The sequence below is a fragment of the Streptomyces sp. NBC_00016 genome (assembly GCF_045040885.1).
Classification (GTDB): Bacteria; Actinomycetota; Actinomycetes; order Streptomycetales; family Streptomycetaceae; genus Streptomyces; species Streptomyces coriariae.
In genome coordinates, this window is record NZ_CP108304.1 from 250,171 (window position 1) to 266,448 (window position 16,278).

Consider the following 16,278-nt stretch of genomic DNA (forward strand, 5'->3'; position numbering starts at 1 on the left):
CGTCGCGGAACGGCGTTACAGAAACGCCGTAGCCGAACGCCTCGGTGGCACCTTGAACACCCCAGGTTTTGCAAGGTAGGTGAGAGCGAGTACCGAGCGCTTCGAGCGCCCCTGGCTCACGCCCTGCCCCGGCGTGTCGCGCGCGCGTCACGGTGGACGGTGACCGGGGCCGGCGCCCCCTTTGACCGGTCACGTCGTAGTGGCCGGGCCGGACCCGGGCGAGGGCGGTGGTCATCATGGCCGACGTGGCCGATCGGATAGGCAACGTTACCCGGCAGCGTTACGAACAGCTCGTCACCAGGGCGAAGGAACTGATTGCGCAGGTTGCCCGCGCGCAGTTCGCCCTGGGTGACATGGCGTTGGAGATAGAACCGATGAGGTCGGTGGGCGGGTCGATGCCGAACGGCACGGACGACCTGTTCACCGTGGCGGAGTCGTTGCAGATGTTCGCGGACGACATCGGCGTCGAACGCCGGACGGTGGAGGACTGGCGCTACACCGCCAACCGCTGGCCGAAGGGGCGCCGCAAGGAGGGCGTGTCGTTCACCGTTCACCGCATCCTCGCGTCGGTCGCGGACGCTGACGAGCGGTGGACGGCGATCGAGGACGCGCCGTTCAACCCGCGCACGGGAGCGAGGCAGTGGACGCCGGACGGCGCGAAGCGGGTCGTCGGCCAGCGGGTCGACCGGCCGGTCACTGTGGATGAGAAAGTCCAGGCCGTCGCCGACCTGACCCGGGATGACGAGGTCGCCGCCCAGGTCGCCACAGACCTGCTGAAGCGGCCGGCAGTGACCGAGCACGTCACTCCTGCCGAGAAGGTCAGGGTCGTCACGGAGCTGACCAGGGACGACAGCGTCGCGCAGGAGGTCACCACGAGTCTGCTGCGCCGTCCGGCCGTTGCCCGGACGGCCATGCGGGATGACACCACCCGGATGCTCGTCAACCGCGCCCAGTTCGACAACTCGAACGAGACCCGGGATCGGATCCGGGAACGCACTCCGGCCGTCCGCGCGATCGAGCACACCATCGAGTACCTCGACCTGGTCGGCTCCTGCCACGGCTTCGTGGCCACCCTCGGCCGCCCTGGTCCCGCAGCTGCGCGGGCAGGAGTTCACCGAGGACGAGCGCGAGACCGTCCGACGTCAGATCGGGCGGGTCCGCGCCGCGGCGGACTGGCTCGAAGGAGCCCTCGACAACGGCGAGTTCACCCTGGACGAGCAGCTGGTTCAGCTGCTCAAAGGCGAGTAGGCCATGCCGCGACGCCGGGAGGCCCGGCCCCTGGCCGAGCACTACGGCGACCTCGTCCGCGTCGCCTTGATGGAAGCACGCCCCGCCGGCCTGCACACCTACCAGCTCATGGCCGCCACGCGCCTGACCCGCTCGCAGGTCGGCCGCGGCATCTGGCACGTCCGCGACGTCGTCGCTGCGGAGGACCTGACGCCGATCACGTGGACGCGGCGGGACGGGTTCATGTTCTCCGATGACCCCGCGGACTGGATCGAGTACGACAAGCGGCAGTTCCGGCAGATCCTCGGCCGCCTCACCCGGGTGATCACGGGCACGCTCGATCCGCACCTGGCCCGCTACCCCGACGACGAATGGGCTCAGCTCGCCACCGCACAGCTCACCGGCGTCCGCGCCACCCTCGCCCAGCTCTCCAAATAGCCCCGCCGCCGATCACCCTGCCGAGCCCGCCATGCCCGCTGCCTCCCGCCGCCGCCGCTACCCGTCCGACACCTCCGTCGCTGAATGGGCCCTTCTGGAACCCCTGCTGCCCATTCCGGCCTGCCAGACGAAGACCGGTGGGCATCCGGAGAAGTGGCCCCGGCGGGAGATCGTCGATGGCATCCGCTACATCGTCGACAATGGCGCGAAGTGGCGAGCCCTGCCTGCGGATTTCCCTCCGTGGGAGACGGTTTACGGGTTCTTCTGGAGATGGAACCGGGCCGGAGTCGTCACCTACATCCGTGACCAGCTCCGCCGCAGGATCCGTACCGGAAAGGGCCGCTGCCCCCACCCGGTCACGCTGATCGTGGACTCCCAGTTGGTCAAGGGAGCCTCCACCGTCGGCCGCAACAGCCGGGGCTACGACGCCGCGAAGAAAATCAACGGCCGCAAACGACATATCACCGTGGACACGCTCGGCCTGCCCGTGATGATCACGGTGACGCCCGCCGACATCCAGGACCGCGACGCCGCCCGCGACGTGTTCTGGCGCCTGCGCCTCACCCAGCCGCAGATCACCCAGATCTGGGCAGACCGCGGCTACGCCGGCGACCTCGTCGACTGGGCCCGCGAACGCCTCTGGCTCTCCCTGCGCATCGTCTCCCGGCCCAAAGGGGTCAAAGGCTTCGTCGTACTGCCCCGCCGCTGGAAAGTCGAGCGCACGATCGGCTGGTGCATGAACGCCCGCCGCAACGCACGCGACTACGAACGCCTGCCCCAGCACTCCGAAGCACACCTGAACTGGGCACTCATCACCATGATGACCCGGCGCCTCACCCGAAAAAGCCCCCGCACCAGCCAGTGGACCAAGAAGCCTCCGACAGCCCGCGCCTGATCAACCCCATGTCGCACGGTCCTCGGACGGGGTGGCAGATGCCGACGGGACAGCGAAGAAACCCAGTGCGGCGAGGACCGCCACGCTCGCTGCGAGCGCCAAGGTGCCTGGAAGGGACCGGGTCGCGACCGGTCCGGCAACCGCCGCCCCAAGGGCGAATCCGGTGATCTTCAAGCTCGCGCCGGTGGTGAATATCTGCCCGCGCAGTCGTTCAGGGGCCTCCCGGTGGCGGACTGCGAACAAGGCAGCCAATTGGGGTCCCTCACCGATCCCGGCGATGAGTACGGCCACGATGAGCACGGCTGGTTGACCCCATATGGCCAAGGCCAACGCGGCAGCCTGGACAAGGGCACTGACCCAGATAACCGTGTCGGGGACGACCACACGTGGAAACCGCGCGAGCACGGCGTTGGCCATCATCGCGGAGATCGCCGTGCAGGAGAGCAGCACCGTCCCGCGGCCAGCTCCGCCCAGGATCCGCTCGCCCAGGAGTGGAATACAGGCCGTCAGCATGCCCTGAGCAGCGCACGAGAGGACCGAGGTGAGGGTCGCTCGGGCCAATGACGGTCTCCCGACGACGACTCGCAGACCAGCAGCGAGATCACTGACCACTGAGGTTGCCTGAGCATCCTGCGTCTGGCCGGAACGGGCGGGCAGCATCCAGGCAGCGGGCAGCGCCAAGCCGATGAGCACCGCGGAGCCCACCACAGCCGTCGAGGCCCCCAGCGTCTCCGCAACGCCGCCGGCGAGAGCCGGACCGGCCAGACACGCCACGCTGAACGTCGTGGCATCGAGCGCGTTCGCCCGGGGCAGGCGGTCGCCCAGCACCACACGGGGCAGCTGGGCCGTCCATCCGCCCGACAGAGCCGGCCCCAGCAGCCCCGCCACCACAGCGATCACGATGGTGACACCGAACGGCAACCGGCCCAGTCCCGCGAGAATCATCCCCAACCCCGCCGCATATAGGACGAGGGCCCCGGCAAGCAGACGTCCCGGCCGTCCGGCTCTGTCAAGGAGCGCTCCGAGCACCGGCCCGCCCACCGCAGCAGAGATCGTGATGCCCGCGAGCAGCGACGACGCGTCGACGGCCGATCCGGCCAGGGCGAATGCTGCCAGCATCAGCGACGGTCCCGACATCTCGTCCCCCGCACGAGCTGCCACTGCTCCAGCGAGATAGAAGCGGAGTGAGTAACGCTTTGTCATCGACGGGACGTTACGGAAGTAACTTAAAACTAAGCAAGATGCGTTACATTCCGCAGGTGTCCTTCAACAGCGACGACTGGTCCACTCGGCACTCCGTGCTGACCACGGCTCGGCGCACCGCCGCCCTGATCAATGCCCTCGCCGACGAGCACCCTGACCCAATCGCCGTCGCCGGCGTGCTTCGTGCATACGGTGAGGCTGACCCCATCGAACTCACGACTCGGGACGTTGCCGGGATGCGCGCAGCCGCTGCCCTACTGCGGCAAGTCTTCGCGGCCGAGCACGCGGATGACGCCGCGGCCACCCTCAACCGTCTTCTCATGGACCACACCGGACCGCTTCGCCTGACCTCGCACGGCGGCAGCACCCCCTGGCATCCTCACCTGGACCACGACGACAACGCCGCCTGGGACGAGTGGCTCCTCGCCTCTTCCTGCATGGCTCTGACCGTTCTCGTCTGGGACCGCCAGCGCCCGCCCGGCAGGATCTGCGCCTCAACCCGCTGCCAGAACGTCTTCATCGCCCAAGGCAGCGGCCCGGAACGCCGTTACTGCTCCCGCCGATGCGCCACCCGCGAACGAGTCGCAGCCCACCGGCACTCCCACTCCACCGAACAATCGAACGAAACCAAGTAGGGGACCTGGATCAGGGCCCTACGAGGCACCGTTCGACGAGCTGCTCGCCAACGCGGCATCGGGTTGAAAAACACCTACTCAGGATGCGACGATCAGGCGCGCGGCCAGACGCAGGTCCGCCTCTCCCCGCTCGGCGGAGATCTCCTCGGTCAGCATGGCCACGAACAGGCCCCACCAACCGTAGACCAGCAGCCGCACCCGGCTGCGGGCGTCGGCGCGGTGCCCGAGCAGGCGCAGGATCGTCCGGCCCAGGGCGGTGTCGACGATGTCGATCCGGGCCGGGACGGCGCTCGCGTACTCGTGGAACGACGACAGCGCCACCGCGGAGGCCAGCAGGCGGCTGCCCAGCAGCTTCCAGGTCAGCGCGATGAGCGTCTCCGCCACCTCGTTCGCGGGATCCGCCGTCCCGTCGGCGCCTACCGGACGACCGTCGCGGCCCCCGAGGAACTGCTCGATGTGCCACTCGAGGACCGCGAGGAACAGGTAGGGCTTGGACGGGAAGTAGCGGTACAGCGTGGCGATCGCGACGCCCGCCTCCCTGGCGACGTCGTGCATCTGCACGCTCGCCAGCCCCTCACGCGCGCCGAGTTCGGAGGCGGAGCGCAGGATGCGGACCCGACGGGCGCTCTGGCGGCTCGACGTGGGAGCAGCGGGTTGCCGTATCTCCGCGGGTCTCGCCACGTCGTCACCTCCGAGTCGTCGGCCGTGCCCGCCGTCAGCACTCAGTCGGCCTCCGGACGGGTCAGGAAGGCCAGCACCGCGCTCTCCCAGGCTTCCTTCTGCTCGATCATCGCCCAGTGCCCGCAGTCCGGGAGCACGTGCAGCTCGGCCTTGGGGATGGTGCGCAACGGCAGCAGGGCGTTCTCCAGCGGAGTGACCCGGTCGTCCCGGCCCCAGGTCAGCAGCGTGGGCGCGGTGACCTTGTGCAGCGCGGCCCAGATCGGCCGGTCGTCATGGGACTGGGCGGCCATGATCGCGGCCATCGCCTGACGGCCGTAGATCCGGCGGGACGCCTCCAGCGTCGCCGGCTCGGTCGCACTCGCCCAGCGTTCCTCGATCAGCTCGTCGGTGAGCCGGGCGGGGTCGTGGACCATCGCCCTCAGCCATTGGACGAGGTTGTCCCGGGTGGGGTTCTCGGCGAACTCCACGAGCAGGTTCAGCCCCTCGCTGGGCGCCGGGGAGAGGATGTTGCGACCCACCCCGCCGATGGTCACGACCCGGCGGAACAGGTCCTTGTGGGCGACCGCGAGCCCCACGGCGACGTACCCGCCCATGGAGTTGCCGATGACGTCAACGCGGTCCAGGCCGAGGCCGTCGAGGAAGCGCAGGACCGCCCTGGGGCCGGCCGCCATCGGGTTCTCGGCGGTCGGGTCGCTCACCCCGAAGCCCGGGAACTCCAACGCCAGGCAACGGAAGTGACGAGCGAGCACAGGGAGGTTGTGCCGGTAGTTGCGCCAGCCGGTCACGCCGGGCCCCGATCCGTGCAGCAGGAGCAACGGGGGTCCGTCGCCCGCCTCGTGGTAACGCAGGGTGCCGTCGTCGGTGTGCAGTTCGCGCAGGGTGTCCTCGTGGCTGAGTGTCATGACGGTCACCGTCGCACCCGTGAGAAGCCCGTCGTCGTACGTCTCCCGATCAGTGGGACGCTCCCGGCACAAGGAGCGCCAGGATGTCTACCGTCGCGGACATACCGATACGGGGGGCCCGACAGGCCGCCCCGGAACTGACCACATGTGAGGGGAGGGCCTGATGGGTGTTCGCTCCCTCGGGTACCTGCGTCTTGAGTCCAACGACCTCGACCGGTGGAAGACCTTCGGCGCCGACTTCCTCGGCCTGATGCCCGTGGAGGGCGGTGACTCCGAGTCGCTGTCCTTCAGGATGGACGACTACCCGGCCCGGATCGTGGTCTCCCCCGGGGCCCAGAGCGGGATGGCGGCGCTCGGCTTCGAGGTCCTCGACGAGCGCGAGCTGGCACGGCTGGTCGCGGACGTCGAGAAGGCCGGGATCAAGGTGACGGCCGGCACCGAGGCCGAGGCGGCGGAGCGGAAGGTCACGGGCTTCGTCAAGTTCAACGACCCCGGCGGCAACCCGGTCGAGCTGTTCTACGGCACCGTCCTCGACCATGTGCCGGTGCGCACCCCGCTGGTGTCGAAGTTCGTCACCGGTGACATGGGCTTCGGACACGCGATCGTCTCCGCCGAGGACGCGCGGGCCACGTTCGACTTCTATGTCGGCGTCCTGGGCTTCATCGAGCGCAACACGATGCGCTCGCCGGCCGGCACGACCTGGTTCATGGGGTGCAACTCACGGCACCACACGCTCGGTGTCACCCCCATGCCGGGTCCCGGGCGGCTGCTGCACTTCATGGTCGAGGGGGCGACACTGGACGACGTCGGGCGCGCCCTCGACCGGGCCGCCGAGTACGAGGTGCCGATGATGCACTCGCTCGGCAAGCACACCAACGACCACATGGTGTCGTTCTACGTGTGGTCGCCGGAGAACTACGCCGTCGAGTTCGGCTGGAACGGCCTGCAGGTACCGGAGCCCGTCCCCGTGTACGAGATCACGGACGGCGCGTTCTGGGGCCACCACTTCACGCCGCCGCCGCAGCCGGCCGGCTGATCGATCGGACATGGGTGAGCCCCACGGCCTCGCGCCGTGGGGCTCACCCATGTCACTCGACGGTGATCGCCCGCTCCGGGCAGGCCGTCTCCCCGTCGCGGGCGGCCTGTTCGAGGCCTTCCGGAACCTCTCCGTCGAACGGCAGCGCGTAACCGTCGTCGTCGAGGCGGAACAGTCCGGGCGCCACCGCGGCGCACCGGGCGTGACCGGAGCACCCCGCCTTGTCAATCGTGATCTTCATGCAACAGCTCCGTTTCCGAAGGTGATGGGTCGCCGAGCCGTATCGGACCGCTGCGGGCGGCGGTCAGCAGCGTCGACAGGTCGACACCGGCCTGGGCGGCGACGTCGCCGCAGGCCGCCAGGTCCTTGCGCAGATACGGCGTGACTGTCGCGACGAAGGGCTCGGCCCCGCCCCGCGCGGTGATGTACCGACCGGCTGTCGAACCGCCGCTGCCGACCGCGAGAGCGTCCAGCAGGGCGCTCTCCTCGATGCCGAGAGCCTTCCCCGCCTCCACCGCGCCCAGCGTGAGTTGGGAGACCGCGGCGAACAGCAGGTTGTTGAGGAGCTTCGTCCGCAGGGCGGAGCCACGCGCGCCCGTGGTGAGGACGGTGCCGGCGTAGGCGCCGACGACCTGGCGGGCCGTGGCGAGGTGCTCGGACTCACCTCCCAGGTAGATCACCAGCCGGCCGGCGCGCACCGCGTCGGCCGTTCCGCTGAACGCGGCGTCCACGATCGCGGCGCGGCCCTCGCGTCCGTACGCCGCGAGGCGGTCGAGAGTGTCCGGTCTTCCGGTCGTGTGCGAGACGAGTACCGTGCGGGACTCCATCGCGGCGACGACCTCAGGCAGTACCTCGAGCATCTGCGCGTCGTCGTAGAGGCAGCTGACGACGACGTCGGAGGCCGCCACCTGCACGGGATCCGCCACGAGCTTCGCGGCCGAGAGCCGCTCGCGCGTTTCCGCCCGTCGTGCGTACAGGCGGACCCGATGGCCGGCCGCGAGCAGCCGCTCGACCATCGGTTCGCCGATCTGTCCGGCACCGAGGAACCCGACCGTGGGCATCGACATGCGCCCTCCCCTGCCTATGGCTTGTTCGTCGAGCCCGCGTCCACGGTGAACTGAAGTCCCGTGACATACCGCGCCTCGTCCGAGGCGAGGAACAGGACCGCGTTCGACACGTCCCGTGGCTCGACGTAGGGAGCGAGGGGGTTCATCGCGGCCAGGGCGAACAACGGCTCCCGCGCGGCGAGTTCCTCCACCGGCACGCCGACCGTGATGCCCGTGTCGCTGACCCCGGTGGGGTGGACGGTGTTCACCCGGATGCGATGCGGGGCGAGTTCGTTGGATAGGGCCTTCATCAGTCCGACGACGCCGTGTTTGCTCGCCACGTAGTGGGCGTACGGCACATGGCCGCGGATGCCGGCGGCCGAGCTGGTGAGGATGATCGAGCCGCCCTCCCCGGCCTCGATCATCCAGGGTATCGCGGCCCGCGCGGTGTTCCAGGCGCCCTTGAGGTTGACGTTCACGACGACGTCCCAGGCCTCCTCGGACAGCTCCCAGGCGGCTCCGATGCTCATGACGCCGGCGTTGGCCGCGACGATATCGAGCCGGCCGAACTCCGTTGTCGCCGCGTCCACGGCGGCCCGCACCCCGGCGATCGAGCGGACGTCCGCCTGCACGGCGACGCACCGCCGCCCCGTCGCCCTGACCAACTCCGCCGTCTCCTCGAGCTGTTCCTTCGACGCGAGGGAGTACGGCAGCTCCTCGCTGATGTCGTGGCACACGTCGGTGACGACGACGTCCGCTCCCTCCTCGGCCAGTCGCACGGCATGGGAGCGGCCCTGTCCGCGGGCCGCTCCCGTGATGAGCGCAACCTTGCCCTCGACACGCCCCATGACTGCCTCAGCCCCTCTTCGCGTGGTCGGTCAGGTCGTCGGCGGCCTCACGCAGGGCGCGCAGCCGGGACCGGAGGAGTTCACGCTCGTCGCGGTCGCGGTCGGTGCCGCTGTCACCGTCGCCGAGTTCGGCAAGGCGTACGTCCGTCTCGGCGATCTCCGTGAGGAGCCTGCCGTGGGCCTCCTCGCGGGTCAGCAGGTCCAGGTCGGTCCAGTCGGACCGCTCGGACTGCGGGCGCCCGCTCATGCGGGGAGGTTGTAGAGGCGGCGGGTGTTCAACTCCACGATCTGGTGTACCTCGTCGTCAGGTACCTCGGCGAGGACCTCCGCCGCGTAGGCGCGGCTCTTGGGCCAGTAGGAGTCGGAGTGCGGGTAGTCGCACTCCCAGGTGATCTTGTCGATGCCGACGTGGTGGCGTACCTCGACGCCGAAACGGTCGTCGATGAAGCAGCCGTGGAAGTGCTTGTGGAACAGTTCCGAGGGCCGCACGTTCTGGTTGACGTTCTGGTAGAAGCGATGCCGCTCCCAGGTGCCGTCGCTGCGCTCCAGCAGGTACGGGATCCAGCCGATCCCACCCTCGGACAGGCCGATCTTCAGCTTGGGGTGCTTGTGGAGCACCGGCGAGAACAGCAGGTCGGCGGTGGCGAACATGGCGTTGCAGCCGAAGAGGGCGATCGTCACGGCGAACGGGGCGTCCTCGGCCGTCTTCGGCGGCTTGCCCGAGGTGCCGAAGTGCAGGCACAGCGGCAGCCCGGTCTCCTCGGCCGCCGAGAACACGGGGTCCCAGTGGTCGGTGTGGAAGGAGGGCAGTCCGCGCGGGGCGGGGTTCTCCGGGAAGGAGATCGCCTTGGCACCCTTCGCCGCGGTTCGATGGATCTCGGCGACACAGGCCTCGACGTCCCACAGCGGCAGGATGACCAGGGGGATGAGCCGGCCGGGCGCGGTGGGGCACCACTCGTCCAGCACGAAGTCGTTCCAGGCCTGGACGCACAGTCGGGCCAGCTCACGATCCTGTCCGTCCAGGAACACCGTGCCCGCGAATCCCGGGAACGATGGGAAGGACAGGGCGCCCCACACTCCGTCCAGGTCCATGTCACGCAGCCGGGCCTTCGGGTCGTAGCAGCCCGGAATCATCTCGTCGTAGCGCGTCGGTTCGAGGCCGAACTCCTCGGGCTTCTTGCCCGCGACGGCGTTCAGGCCGATGTAGGGGTGGACGCGGCCCTCGTAGACCCACACCTCGGCGGGCGCCTGCCCCTCCCCTCGCGGCTGCTCCACGATGCGCGGCCCGGCCTCCCGGAGCCTCGCCGGCAGTCGGTCGGACCACAGTCGCGGCGGCTCGATCAGATGGTCGTCGGTCGAGAGCAGTTTCATCCATGGCTGCAACGGCATCCTTGCGCTCCTTCGGTCTCGCAGACTCTCTAACACTGGATGCATTGTGTGCACTGAACAGGTCTCGCTCAGCGGAAGTGATCACCTTGATTCCGCTCGATCACGAGATCATCTGAGACGGGCCAGGATCATGCACCCATATTCAGGCTACTCTTTTAATCGAGGGAAGGAGACCCCATGGGTCGAGCGCAGGACAAGGTCGTCTTCATCACCGGGGCCGCGCGCGGTCAGGGCCGGGCCCACGCGATCCGGCTCGCCGCGGAGGGAGCCGACATCATCGCCGTGGACCTGTGCGAGGACATCGCCACCAACGGCTACCCGCTGGCCACCGAGGAGGACCTGGACGAGACGGTGCGGGAGATCGAGAAGCTCGGCCGGCGCATCGTCGCCCGGAAGGCCGACGTCCGAGACCCGGCCGCGCTCAAGGCGGCCGTGGCCGAGGGGGTGGCCGAGCTGGGGCGGCTCGACGCCGTCGTCGCCCAGGCCGGTATCGCCCCGCTGGGAAGCGGGCAGAGCGTCCAGGCGTTCATCGACGCCGTCACCGTCGACTTCAACGGCGTCGTGCACGCCGTCGAGGCCGCCCTGCCGCATCTGCCCGACGGCGGCTCGATCGTGGCGACCGGTTCCATCGCGGCCCTGACCCCGGCGAGCGTCGACAACCCGGCCAACGGCCCCGGCGGGCTGGGCTACTCCTTCGCCAAGCGCCAAGTCGCCGCGTTTGTACACGACTTGGCAACGGTGCTGCTGTTCCGGCGGATCCGGGTCAACGCGCTGCACCCCACCAACGTCAACACGGACATGCTCAACAACGACCTCATGTACCGGTCGTTCCGGCCCGACCTCGACAGTCCGACCCGCGAGGACGCCCTGCTCTCGTTCCCCGCGACGACCGGCATGGGCAACCCCTATGTCGAGCCCGAGGACATCGCCGACACCGTGCTGTTCCTCGTCTCCGACGAGTCCCGCTACGTCACCGGCATGCAGATGCGGGTCGACGCCGGCGGTTACGTCAGGAAGCGTCCCCAACTGCCCACGTTCTGACCGCCGGCCCCACCCCGTCGGTCATGTCGATGACCACCTTGCCGGTGGTGCGCCGCCGCGCCACGTCGGTCAGGGCGGACGCCACCTCGGCGAGGGGGTGGACGCGGGAGACGAGCGGGCGCATCCCGTCCCGGACCATCCGGGCGAGCGCCCGGTCCCCGGCGGCCACCGCGTCCGGGGCGTACTGGCGCAGCATGCGGATCTCGAAGCCCCGTACCACCGCGTCCTTCAGCAGCACCAGGTTCAGCGGGATCCGCGGGATCTTCCCGTCGGCGTAGCCCACCGTGACGAACCGGCCGCCCCGCCGCAGCGCGCGCAGGGCGGCCTCCGCGTGATCGCCGCCCACGGGGTCGACCACGAGGTGGGCGCCCTCGCCGCCGGTCAGTTCACGGATCCGCGTCTTCAGGTCCTCGCGGACGTAGTCGACACCGGCCTCCGCGCCGAGCTCTTGGGCGACCGCGAGCCGCTCCTGACTCGACGCCGCCGCGACCACGCGCATCCCGAGCCGGGTGGCGATGTCGACGGCCGCGGAGCCGACCCCGCCGGCGGCTCCGAGCACCGCCGCCCACTCCCCCGCCGTGCCCTGCCCGACGGTGACCAGGGAGTGGTAGGCGGTCGCGTACGTCACGTGGAACGCGGCGGCATGGACCATGCCGAGCCCGTCGGGAACGGGACGCAGACCCGCGACCGGTACCACGACCTGCTCCGCGAACGCGCCCGTCAGCACCGCCCCGGCCACGGGTGAGCCGACCGGCGGTCCGGCCACCCCGGGCCCCAGCGCGGCCACGACACCGGCGAACTCACTGCCGGGCGTGAACGGCAGCGGCGCACGGACCTGGTAACGGTTCGCCACGAGCAGAACGTCCGGGAAGTTGACCGCGGCGGCGTGCACCCGGACCAGCACCTCCCCCGGGCCGGGTTCGAGGTCGTCCCGTTCGACGACCTCCAGACCGCCCGGAGGCCCGTACTGCGTACAGTGTGCGGCTCTCATCGTGCCCTCCCCGCGGTCGGCGTCGCCGGGTCCCGGGGCAGGCCGAGCACCTGTTCGGCGATGGTGTTGCGCTGTATCTCGGCGGTGCCCGCCCCGATCGTCGAGGCCCGGGTGCGCAGGAAACCCCAGACCCAGCGCCCCCGCTGGACGGCGTGCGGATCGCGCCGGCCGAGGATCCCGTACGGTCCCAGCATCTCCAGGGCGAACTCGTGCAGTTCCTGCTCGAAGGTCACGATGAACAGCCGCGACGTGGAGGAGGCCGGGCCGGGCTCGCCCTTCGCCATGATGTCGGCGATGGTGCGCATCCCGGTGAGCCGCATGATCGTCACCCGGATCTCGAAGTCCGCGAGCCGGTCGCGCACCAGGGGATCGGCGGTCGCCCCGCGTGCGTGCGCCAGCTCGATCAGTTCGTCCAGCACCCGCCGGTACAGGGCCGCCTGGTTCATCGCGCCGGCGGCGCGTTCGTGGCCGAGGCTCGTCCGCACCAGCGGCCAGCCGCCGTTCTCGGGGCCGATCCGGTCGGCGACCGGCACGCGGACGTCGTCGAAGAAGATCTCGCAGAAGCGCGCCTCCCCGGTCAGGTCCCGCAAGGGGCGCACCTGCACGCCCGGGGCGTGGGCGTCGATCAGCAGGTAACTGATGCCCTCCTGGCGCGAGTCGGGGGATCCGGTGCGGACGAGGGTGAAGAGGACGTCGGCGATGTCCGCCGAACTGTTCCACACCTTCTGCCCGTTGACGACGTACTGCGCGCCTTCGCGATGTGCCGTCGTGCGCAGCGCCGGCAGGTCCGAACCGGCCTCCGGTTCCGAATAGCCCTGCGCCCACACCGAGTCACCGCGCAGCATGGGGCGCAGGAAACGCTCCTTCTGCTCCGTCGTGCCGTAGGTGACGAGGGTGGGGGCGGCGATGCCGAGGCCGGTACCCAGGGGTCCGGGGACCCGGGCTCGCGCATACTCCTCCTGATAGATGACCTGGCGGGCGAAGGACAGGTCCATGCCGCCGTACTCGAGCGGCCAGCTCGGGCCGGCGTATCCGGCGTCGTACAGCCTGGCCAGCCATTTCTTCTGCCACGCGAGGCGCTCCGCGGGGTCTTCGGGGCGGCGGCCGGGGTGGTGCCCCGTCAGGAAGGCCCGCAGGCGGGCACGGAACTGCTCGTCGGTCTCGGCCGCTGTCATCGCGGAGCCATGCGGATGGCGCCGTCGAGGCGGATGGTCTGGCCGTTGAGGTAGGGGTTCTCCAACGTCTCCACGGCGAGACGGGCGAAGTCGTCCGGGTCGCCGAAGCGCTTGGGATGCGGAACGGTCGCGGCGAGTCCGTCACGGATGTCGGCGCGCAGCCGGCCCAGCATGGGGGTGTCCATGATGCCCGGGGCGATGGTGTTCACGCGGATCTGCCAACTGGCCAGATCGCGGGCGGCGACGAGGGTCATGCCGTGCACGCCCGCCTTGGCGGCGGTGTAGGAGGTCTGGCCGATCTGGCCGTCGAAGGCTGCGACGGAGGCGGTCAGCACGACGGCTCCGCGGTCTCCGTCCACGACGTCGTTGGCCGACAGGCGCGCGGCGGCCAGACGCAGCACGTTGTACGTGCCGATCAGGTTGACGCGTACGACCTCGGCGAACGCCTCGAGCCCGCCGGGGTTGCGGTCGCGGTCGATGATCCGGGTGCGGTCGCCGCCCCGCCCGGCGCAGTGCACGACGAAGCGCAGCGGACCGAGTTCCCGCGCGGCGTCGAGCGCCGCGGTGACCGCGTGCTCGTCGGTGACATCGGCGCGGACGAAACGCGCGGCGTCACCGAGGTCGGCGACCGCTTTGACGCCCTGCTCCTCGGAGAGGTCGGCCAGGACGACCTGGCCGCCTCGGTCGATGATGCGGCGCGCGGTGGCCAGTCCCAAGCCGGAGGCGCCGCCGGTGACCAGTGCCGCAGAACCGTCGATGTTCATCGGATACCTCCGAGGAAACCCCCGGCCTTCAGGCCGGGGAGGAATTGGACTCCTGCGGAGCAGGGCAGGGAGCTGGGATTCGCCGCCAGGCGGATCGCGGTGCTCTGACCCACAGATTTGAGCGTAATCAGCAATGGCGTTAGTTTGTGAAAATGACCACGAAGCAGGTGAAGCGGGCGTTCAAGTACCGCTTCTGTCCGACGGATGCGCAGGCGGCTGAGCTGTCGCGCACCTTCGGATGCATGCGGAAGGTCTACAACCTGGCGCTCGACGCCCGTACGCGGGCGTGGGCGCGGCAGGAGCGGATCAACTACAACCAGACCTCCGCGATGCTCACCGCGTGGAAGAGGACGCAGGAGCTGGCCTACCTCGGTGAGGTGTCGTCGGTTCCGCTCCAGCAGACGCTGCGGCACCTTCAGGTGGCGTTCACGAACTTCTTCGGCAGGCAGGCGCAGTACCCACGCTTCAAGTCGAAGAAGAAGTCCCGCAGGAGCGCGGAGTACACCACCAGTGGTTTCCGCTTCCGTGAAGGCCGGCTGACTCTCGCCAAGATGGCCGATCCGCTCACGTGCGAGTGCGGTGCGGTCCATGACCGGGACGTGAACGCGGCGAACAATCTTCTGGCCGCCGGGCTGGCGGTGTCTGTCTGGGGAGCTGGTGTAAGACCTCAACGGGAGTCCTCCCGGACGGGGCAGTCGGCGATGAAGCAGAAACCCCCACGGCGCGAGCCGTAGGAATCCCCCTCCTTCAGGAGGGGGAGGAAGTCAAGTTCGACTCCTCACGGGAGGAGGAGGGGGGTTCACAGTCCCAGGGATTTGCTGATGATGGTCTTCAGGACCTCGCTGGTGCCGCCGTAGATGCGGGTGACCCGCGCGTCGGCGTACAGCCGGGCGATCGGGGACTCGAGGATGTAGCCGTAGCCGCCGTGCAGTTGCAGACAGCGGTCGACCACGCGGCCCTGGGTCTCGGTGCAGAACAGCTTGGTCTTCGCCGCGTCGGCCGGGCTTAGTTCGCCGGCGACCAGCGCGCCGATCGCCGCGTCCAGCAGGGCCTGGGAGGCTTCCAGCTCGGTTGCCATGGCGGCGAGTTCGAACTTCGTGTTCTGGAAGTGGGCGACCGGCTTGCCGAACACCGTCCGGTCGCGGACGTAGCCGAGGGTCAGGTCGATCGCGGCGCGGGCCTGGGCGACGGCGCCGACCGCGATGGCCAGCCGTTCCTGGGCCAGGTTGCGGCCGAGGTGGGTGAAGGCGGCGCCCTCCTCACCCAGGAGGTCGGCGGCGGGAACACGGACGTCGTCGAAGGACAGCTCCACCGTGTCCTGGACGGCGAGGCCGATCTTCTCCAGTTTGCGCCCGACCGCGAACCCGGGCATGCCCTTCTCCACCACGAGCAGGGAAAGGCCGGCGCGCCGGTCGTCCGGGTCGGTGGCGGTGCGGGCCACGACGATCACCAGGTCGGCGTGGTGGCCGCCGGTGATGAAGGTCTTGGCGCCGTTCAGCGTGTAGTGGTCGCCGTCCCGGACCGCTCGGGTCGTGACGCCTGCGAGGTCGGAGCCCGTACCCGGTTCGCTCATCGCGATCGCCGTGTACAGCTCGCCGGAGGCCAGTCCCGGGAACCAGCGGGCCCGCTGCTCTTCGTCGGCGAGGCCCATGAAGTACGGGAGGACCACGTCGAGATGGGTGCGCAGGCCGCCCAGCGTGACGCCCGCGCGGGCGCACTCCTCCTGGATGACGACGTTGAAGCGGTAGTCGTCCCGGCCGCCTCCGCCGTACTCCTCGGGGACGGCCGTACCGAGGATCCCGAGCTTGCCCAACGACGTGAACAACTCGCGGGGGACGAGGCCGGCGCGCCACCAGTCCTCGTACACCGGGAGCACCTCACGGACGAGGAAGTCACGGACGAGGAGACGGAAGTCCTCATGGTCCTGCTCGAACAGGGTCCGGCGCATCGGATCTCCTTCGACTCTCGACCCTATTCAGTATACGCAATTACTCAGTGCTGGCACAG

At 69.6% G+C, this 16,278-nt stretch carries 17 protein-coding genes and 3 pseudogenes; 8 read left to right on the plus strand and 12 right to left on the minus strand.

The genetic code is table 11. From position 1 onward, the window contains the following. Positions 1-443 precede the first annotated feature (443 nt). From OG933_RS01125 to OG933_RS01140, 4 genes and pseudogenes are all read left to right on the plus strand, one after another. Positions 444-1,019 (plus strand): annotated as a pseudogene (locus tag OG933_RS01125) (DUF6192 family protein); the annotation flags it as partial. Next, positions 919-1,248, plus strand: coding sequence for a DUF6192 family protein (locus OG933_RS01130; RefSeq protein WP_362532890.1), 330 nt, complete (start codon positions 919-921; stop codon positions 1,246-1,248). The pseudogene OG933_RS01125 and the gene OG933_RS01130, both read left to right, overlap by 101 nt. Positions 1,249-1,251: 3 nt before the next feature. Beyond that, on the plus strand, positions 1,252-1,665 hold the full coding sequence (locus tag OG933_RS01135; protein ID WP_405624847.1) for a hypothetical protein: 414 nt from the start codon (positions 1,252-1,254) through the stop codon (positions 1,663-1,665). A gap of 31 nt (positions 1,666-1,696) precedes the next feature. Further along, a pseudogene (locus OG933_RS01140) lies at positions 1,697-2,669 on the plus strand (IS5 family transposase); the annotation flags it as partial. On the opposite strand, the gene OG933_RS01145 reads toward OG933_RS01140, so the two are convergent. After that, positions 2,561-3,763, minus strand: coding sequence for an MFS transporter (locus tag OG933_RS01145; protein ID WP_405624849.1), 1,203 nt, complete (start codon positions 3,761-3,763; stop codon positions 2,561-2,563). The pseudogene OG933_RS01140 and the gene OG933_RS01145 sit on opposite strands and share 109 nt — an antisense overlap. A 38-nt stretch (positions 3,764-3,801) precedes the next feature. Here OG933_RS01145 and OG933_RS01150 point away from each other — a divergent pair, with 38 nt between their 5' ends. Next, complete coding sequence (locus OG933_RS01150) at positions 3,802-4,398, plus strand: CGNR zinc finger domain-containing protein (protein WP_405624850.1); 597 nt, start codon at positions 3,802-3,804, stop codon at positions 4,396-4,398. Positions 4,399-4,476: 78 nt separating this feature from the next. On the opposite strand, the gene OG933_RS01155 is transcribed toward OG933_RS01150, so the two are convergent. Both OG933_RS01155 and OG933_RS01160 read right to left on the minus strand, forming a co-directional pair. Continuing rightward, positions 4,477-5,079, minus strand: coding sequence for a TetR/AcrR family transcriptional regulator (locus tag OG933_RS01155; RefSeq protein ID WP_362532878.1), 603 nt, complete (start codon positions 5,077-5,079; stop codon positions 4,477-4,479). A gap of 41 nt (positions 5,080-5,120) precedes the next feature. Then, on the minus strand, positions 5,121-5,981 hold the full coding sequence (locus OG933_RS01160; protein WP_362532874.1) for an alpha/beta fold hydrolase: 861 nt from the start codon (positions 5,979-5,981) through the stop codon (positions 5,121-5,123). A gap of 163 nt (positions 5,982-6,144) precedes the next feature. On the opposite strand from OG933_RS01160, the gene OG933_RS01165 reads away from it, so the two are divergent. Next, positions 6,145-7,017: a VOC family protein gene (locus OG933_RS01165; protein WP_362532871.1), complete on the plus strand. Its 873-nt coding sequence runs from the start codon at positions 6,145-6,147 to the stop codon at positions 7,015-7,017. A 52-nt stretch (positions 7,018-7,069) separates the two neighbouring features. Here the strand turns inward: OG933_RS01165 and OG933_RS01170 are convergent, their stop codons facing one another. Genes OG933_RS01170 through OG933_RS01190 form a run of 5 tightly spaced genes read right to left on the minus strand, consistent with a single transcriptional unit; the run spans position 7,070 to position 10,300 of the window. After that, positions 7,070-7,258: a ferredoxin gene (locus OG933_RS01170; RefSeq protein WP_362532868.1), complete on the minus strand. Its 189-nt coding sequence runs from the start codon at positions 7,256-7,258 to the stop codon at positions 7,070-7,072. Further along, a complete protein-coding gene (locus OG933_RS01175; RefSeq protein WP_405624851.1) occupies positions 7,242-8,084 on the minus strand; it encodes an NAD(P)-dependent oxidoreductase in 843 nt (280 codons plus the stop codon). The genes OG933_RS01170 and OG933_RS01175 overlap by 17 nt, the downstream gene beginning before the upstream one ends. Positions 8,085-8,098: 14 nt before the next feature. Then, complete coding sequence (locus tag OG933_RS01180) at positions 8,099-8,911, minus strand: mycofactocin-coupled SDR family oxidoreductase (RefSeq protein ID WP_405624852.1); 813 nt, start codon at positions 8,909-8,911, stop codon at positions 8,099-8,101. 7 nt (positions 8,912-8,918) lie between these two features. After that, positions 8,919-9,158: a hypothetical protein gene (locus tag OG933_RS01185; protein ID WP_362532859.1), complete on the minus strand. Its 240-nt coding sequence runs from the start codon at positions 9,156-9,158 to the stop codon at positions 8,919-8,921. Then, positions 9,155-10,300, minus strand: coding sequence for an amidohydrolase family protein (locus OG933_RS01190; RefSeq protein WP_405624853.1), 1,146 nt, complete (start codon positions 10,298-10,300; stop codon positions 9,155-9,157). The genes OG933_RS01185 and OG933_RS01190 overlap by 4 nt, the downstream gene beginning before the upstream one ends. 177 nt (positions 10,301-10,477) lie before the next feature. Between OG933_RS01190 and OG933_RS01195 the strand changes: the two genes are divergently transcribed. Then, entirely contained in the window at positions 10,478-11,341 is an 864-nt protein-coding gene (locus OG933_RS01195) for a mycofactocin-coupled SDR family oxidoreductase (protein WP_405624854.1), read from the plus strand. Here OG933_RS01195 and OG933_RS01200 read toward each other — a convergent pair. The 3 genes from OG933_RS01200 to OG933_RS01210 are packed head-to-tail and all read right to left on the minus strand — an operon-like array spanning position 11,310 to position 14,271. Beyond that, positions 11,310-12,332, minus strand: a complete 1,023-nt coding sequence (locus OG933_RS01200; protein WP_405624856.1) for an NADPH:quinone oxidoreductase family protein — start codon at positions 12,330-12,332, stop codon at positions 11,310-11,312. The two genes, OG933_RS01195 and OG933_RS01200, sit on opposite strands and share 32 nt — an antisense overlap. Continuing rightward, positions 12,329-13,507: an acyl-CoA dehydrogenase family protein gene (locus OG933_RS01205; RefSeq protein WP_362532846.1), complete on the minus strand. Its 1,179-nt coding sequence runs from the start codon at positions 13,505-13,507 to the stop codon at positions 12,329-12,331. The genes OG933_RS01200 and OG933_RS01205 overlap by 4 nt, the downstream gene beginning before the upstream one ends. Beyond that, a complete protein-coding gene (locus tag OG933_RS01210; protein WP_405624857.1) occupies positions 13,504-14,271 on the minus strand; it encodes an SDR family NAD(P)-dependent oxidoreductase in 768 nt (255 codons plus the stop codon). Before OG933_RS01210 ends, OG933_RS01205 begins: the two co-directional genes overlap by 4 nt. Positions 14,272-14,423: 152 nt before the next feature. Here OG933_RS01210 and OG933_RS01215 point away from each other — a divergent pair. After that, positions 14,424-14,837 (plus strand): annotated as a pseudogene (locus OG933_RS01215) (RNA-guided endonuclease InsQ/TnpB family protein); the annotation flags it as partial. 233 nt (positions 14,838-15,070) lie between these two features. Here OG933_RS01215 and OG933_RS01220 read toward each other — a convergent pair. Beyond that, positions 15,071-16,219, minus strand: coding sequence for an acyl-CoA dehydrogenase family protein (locus OG933_RS01220; protein WP_362532837.1), 1,149 nt, complete (start codon positions 16,217-16,219; stop codon positions 15,071-15,073). Positions 16,220-16,278 lie beyond the last annotated feature (59 nt).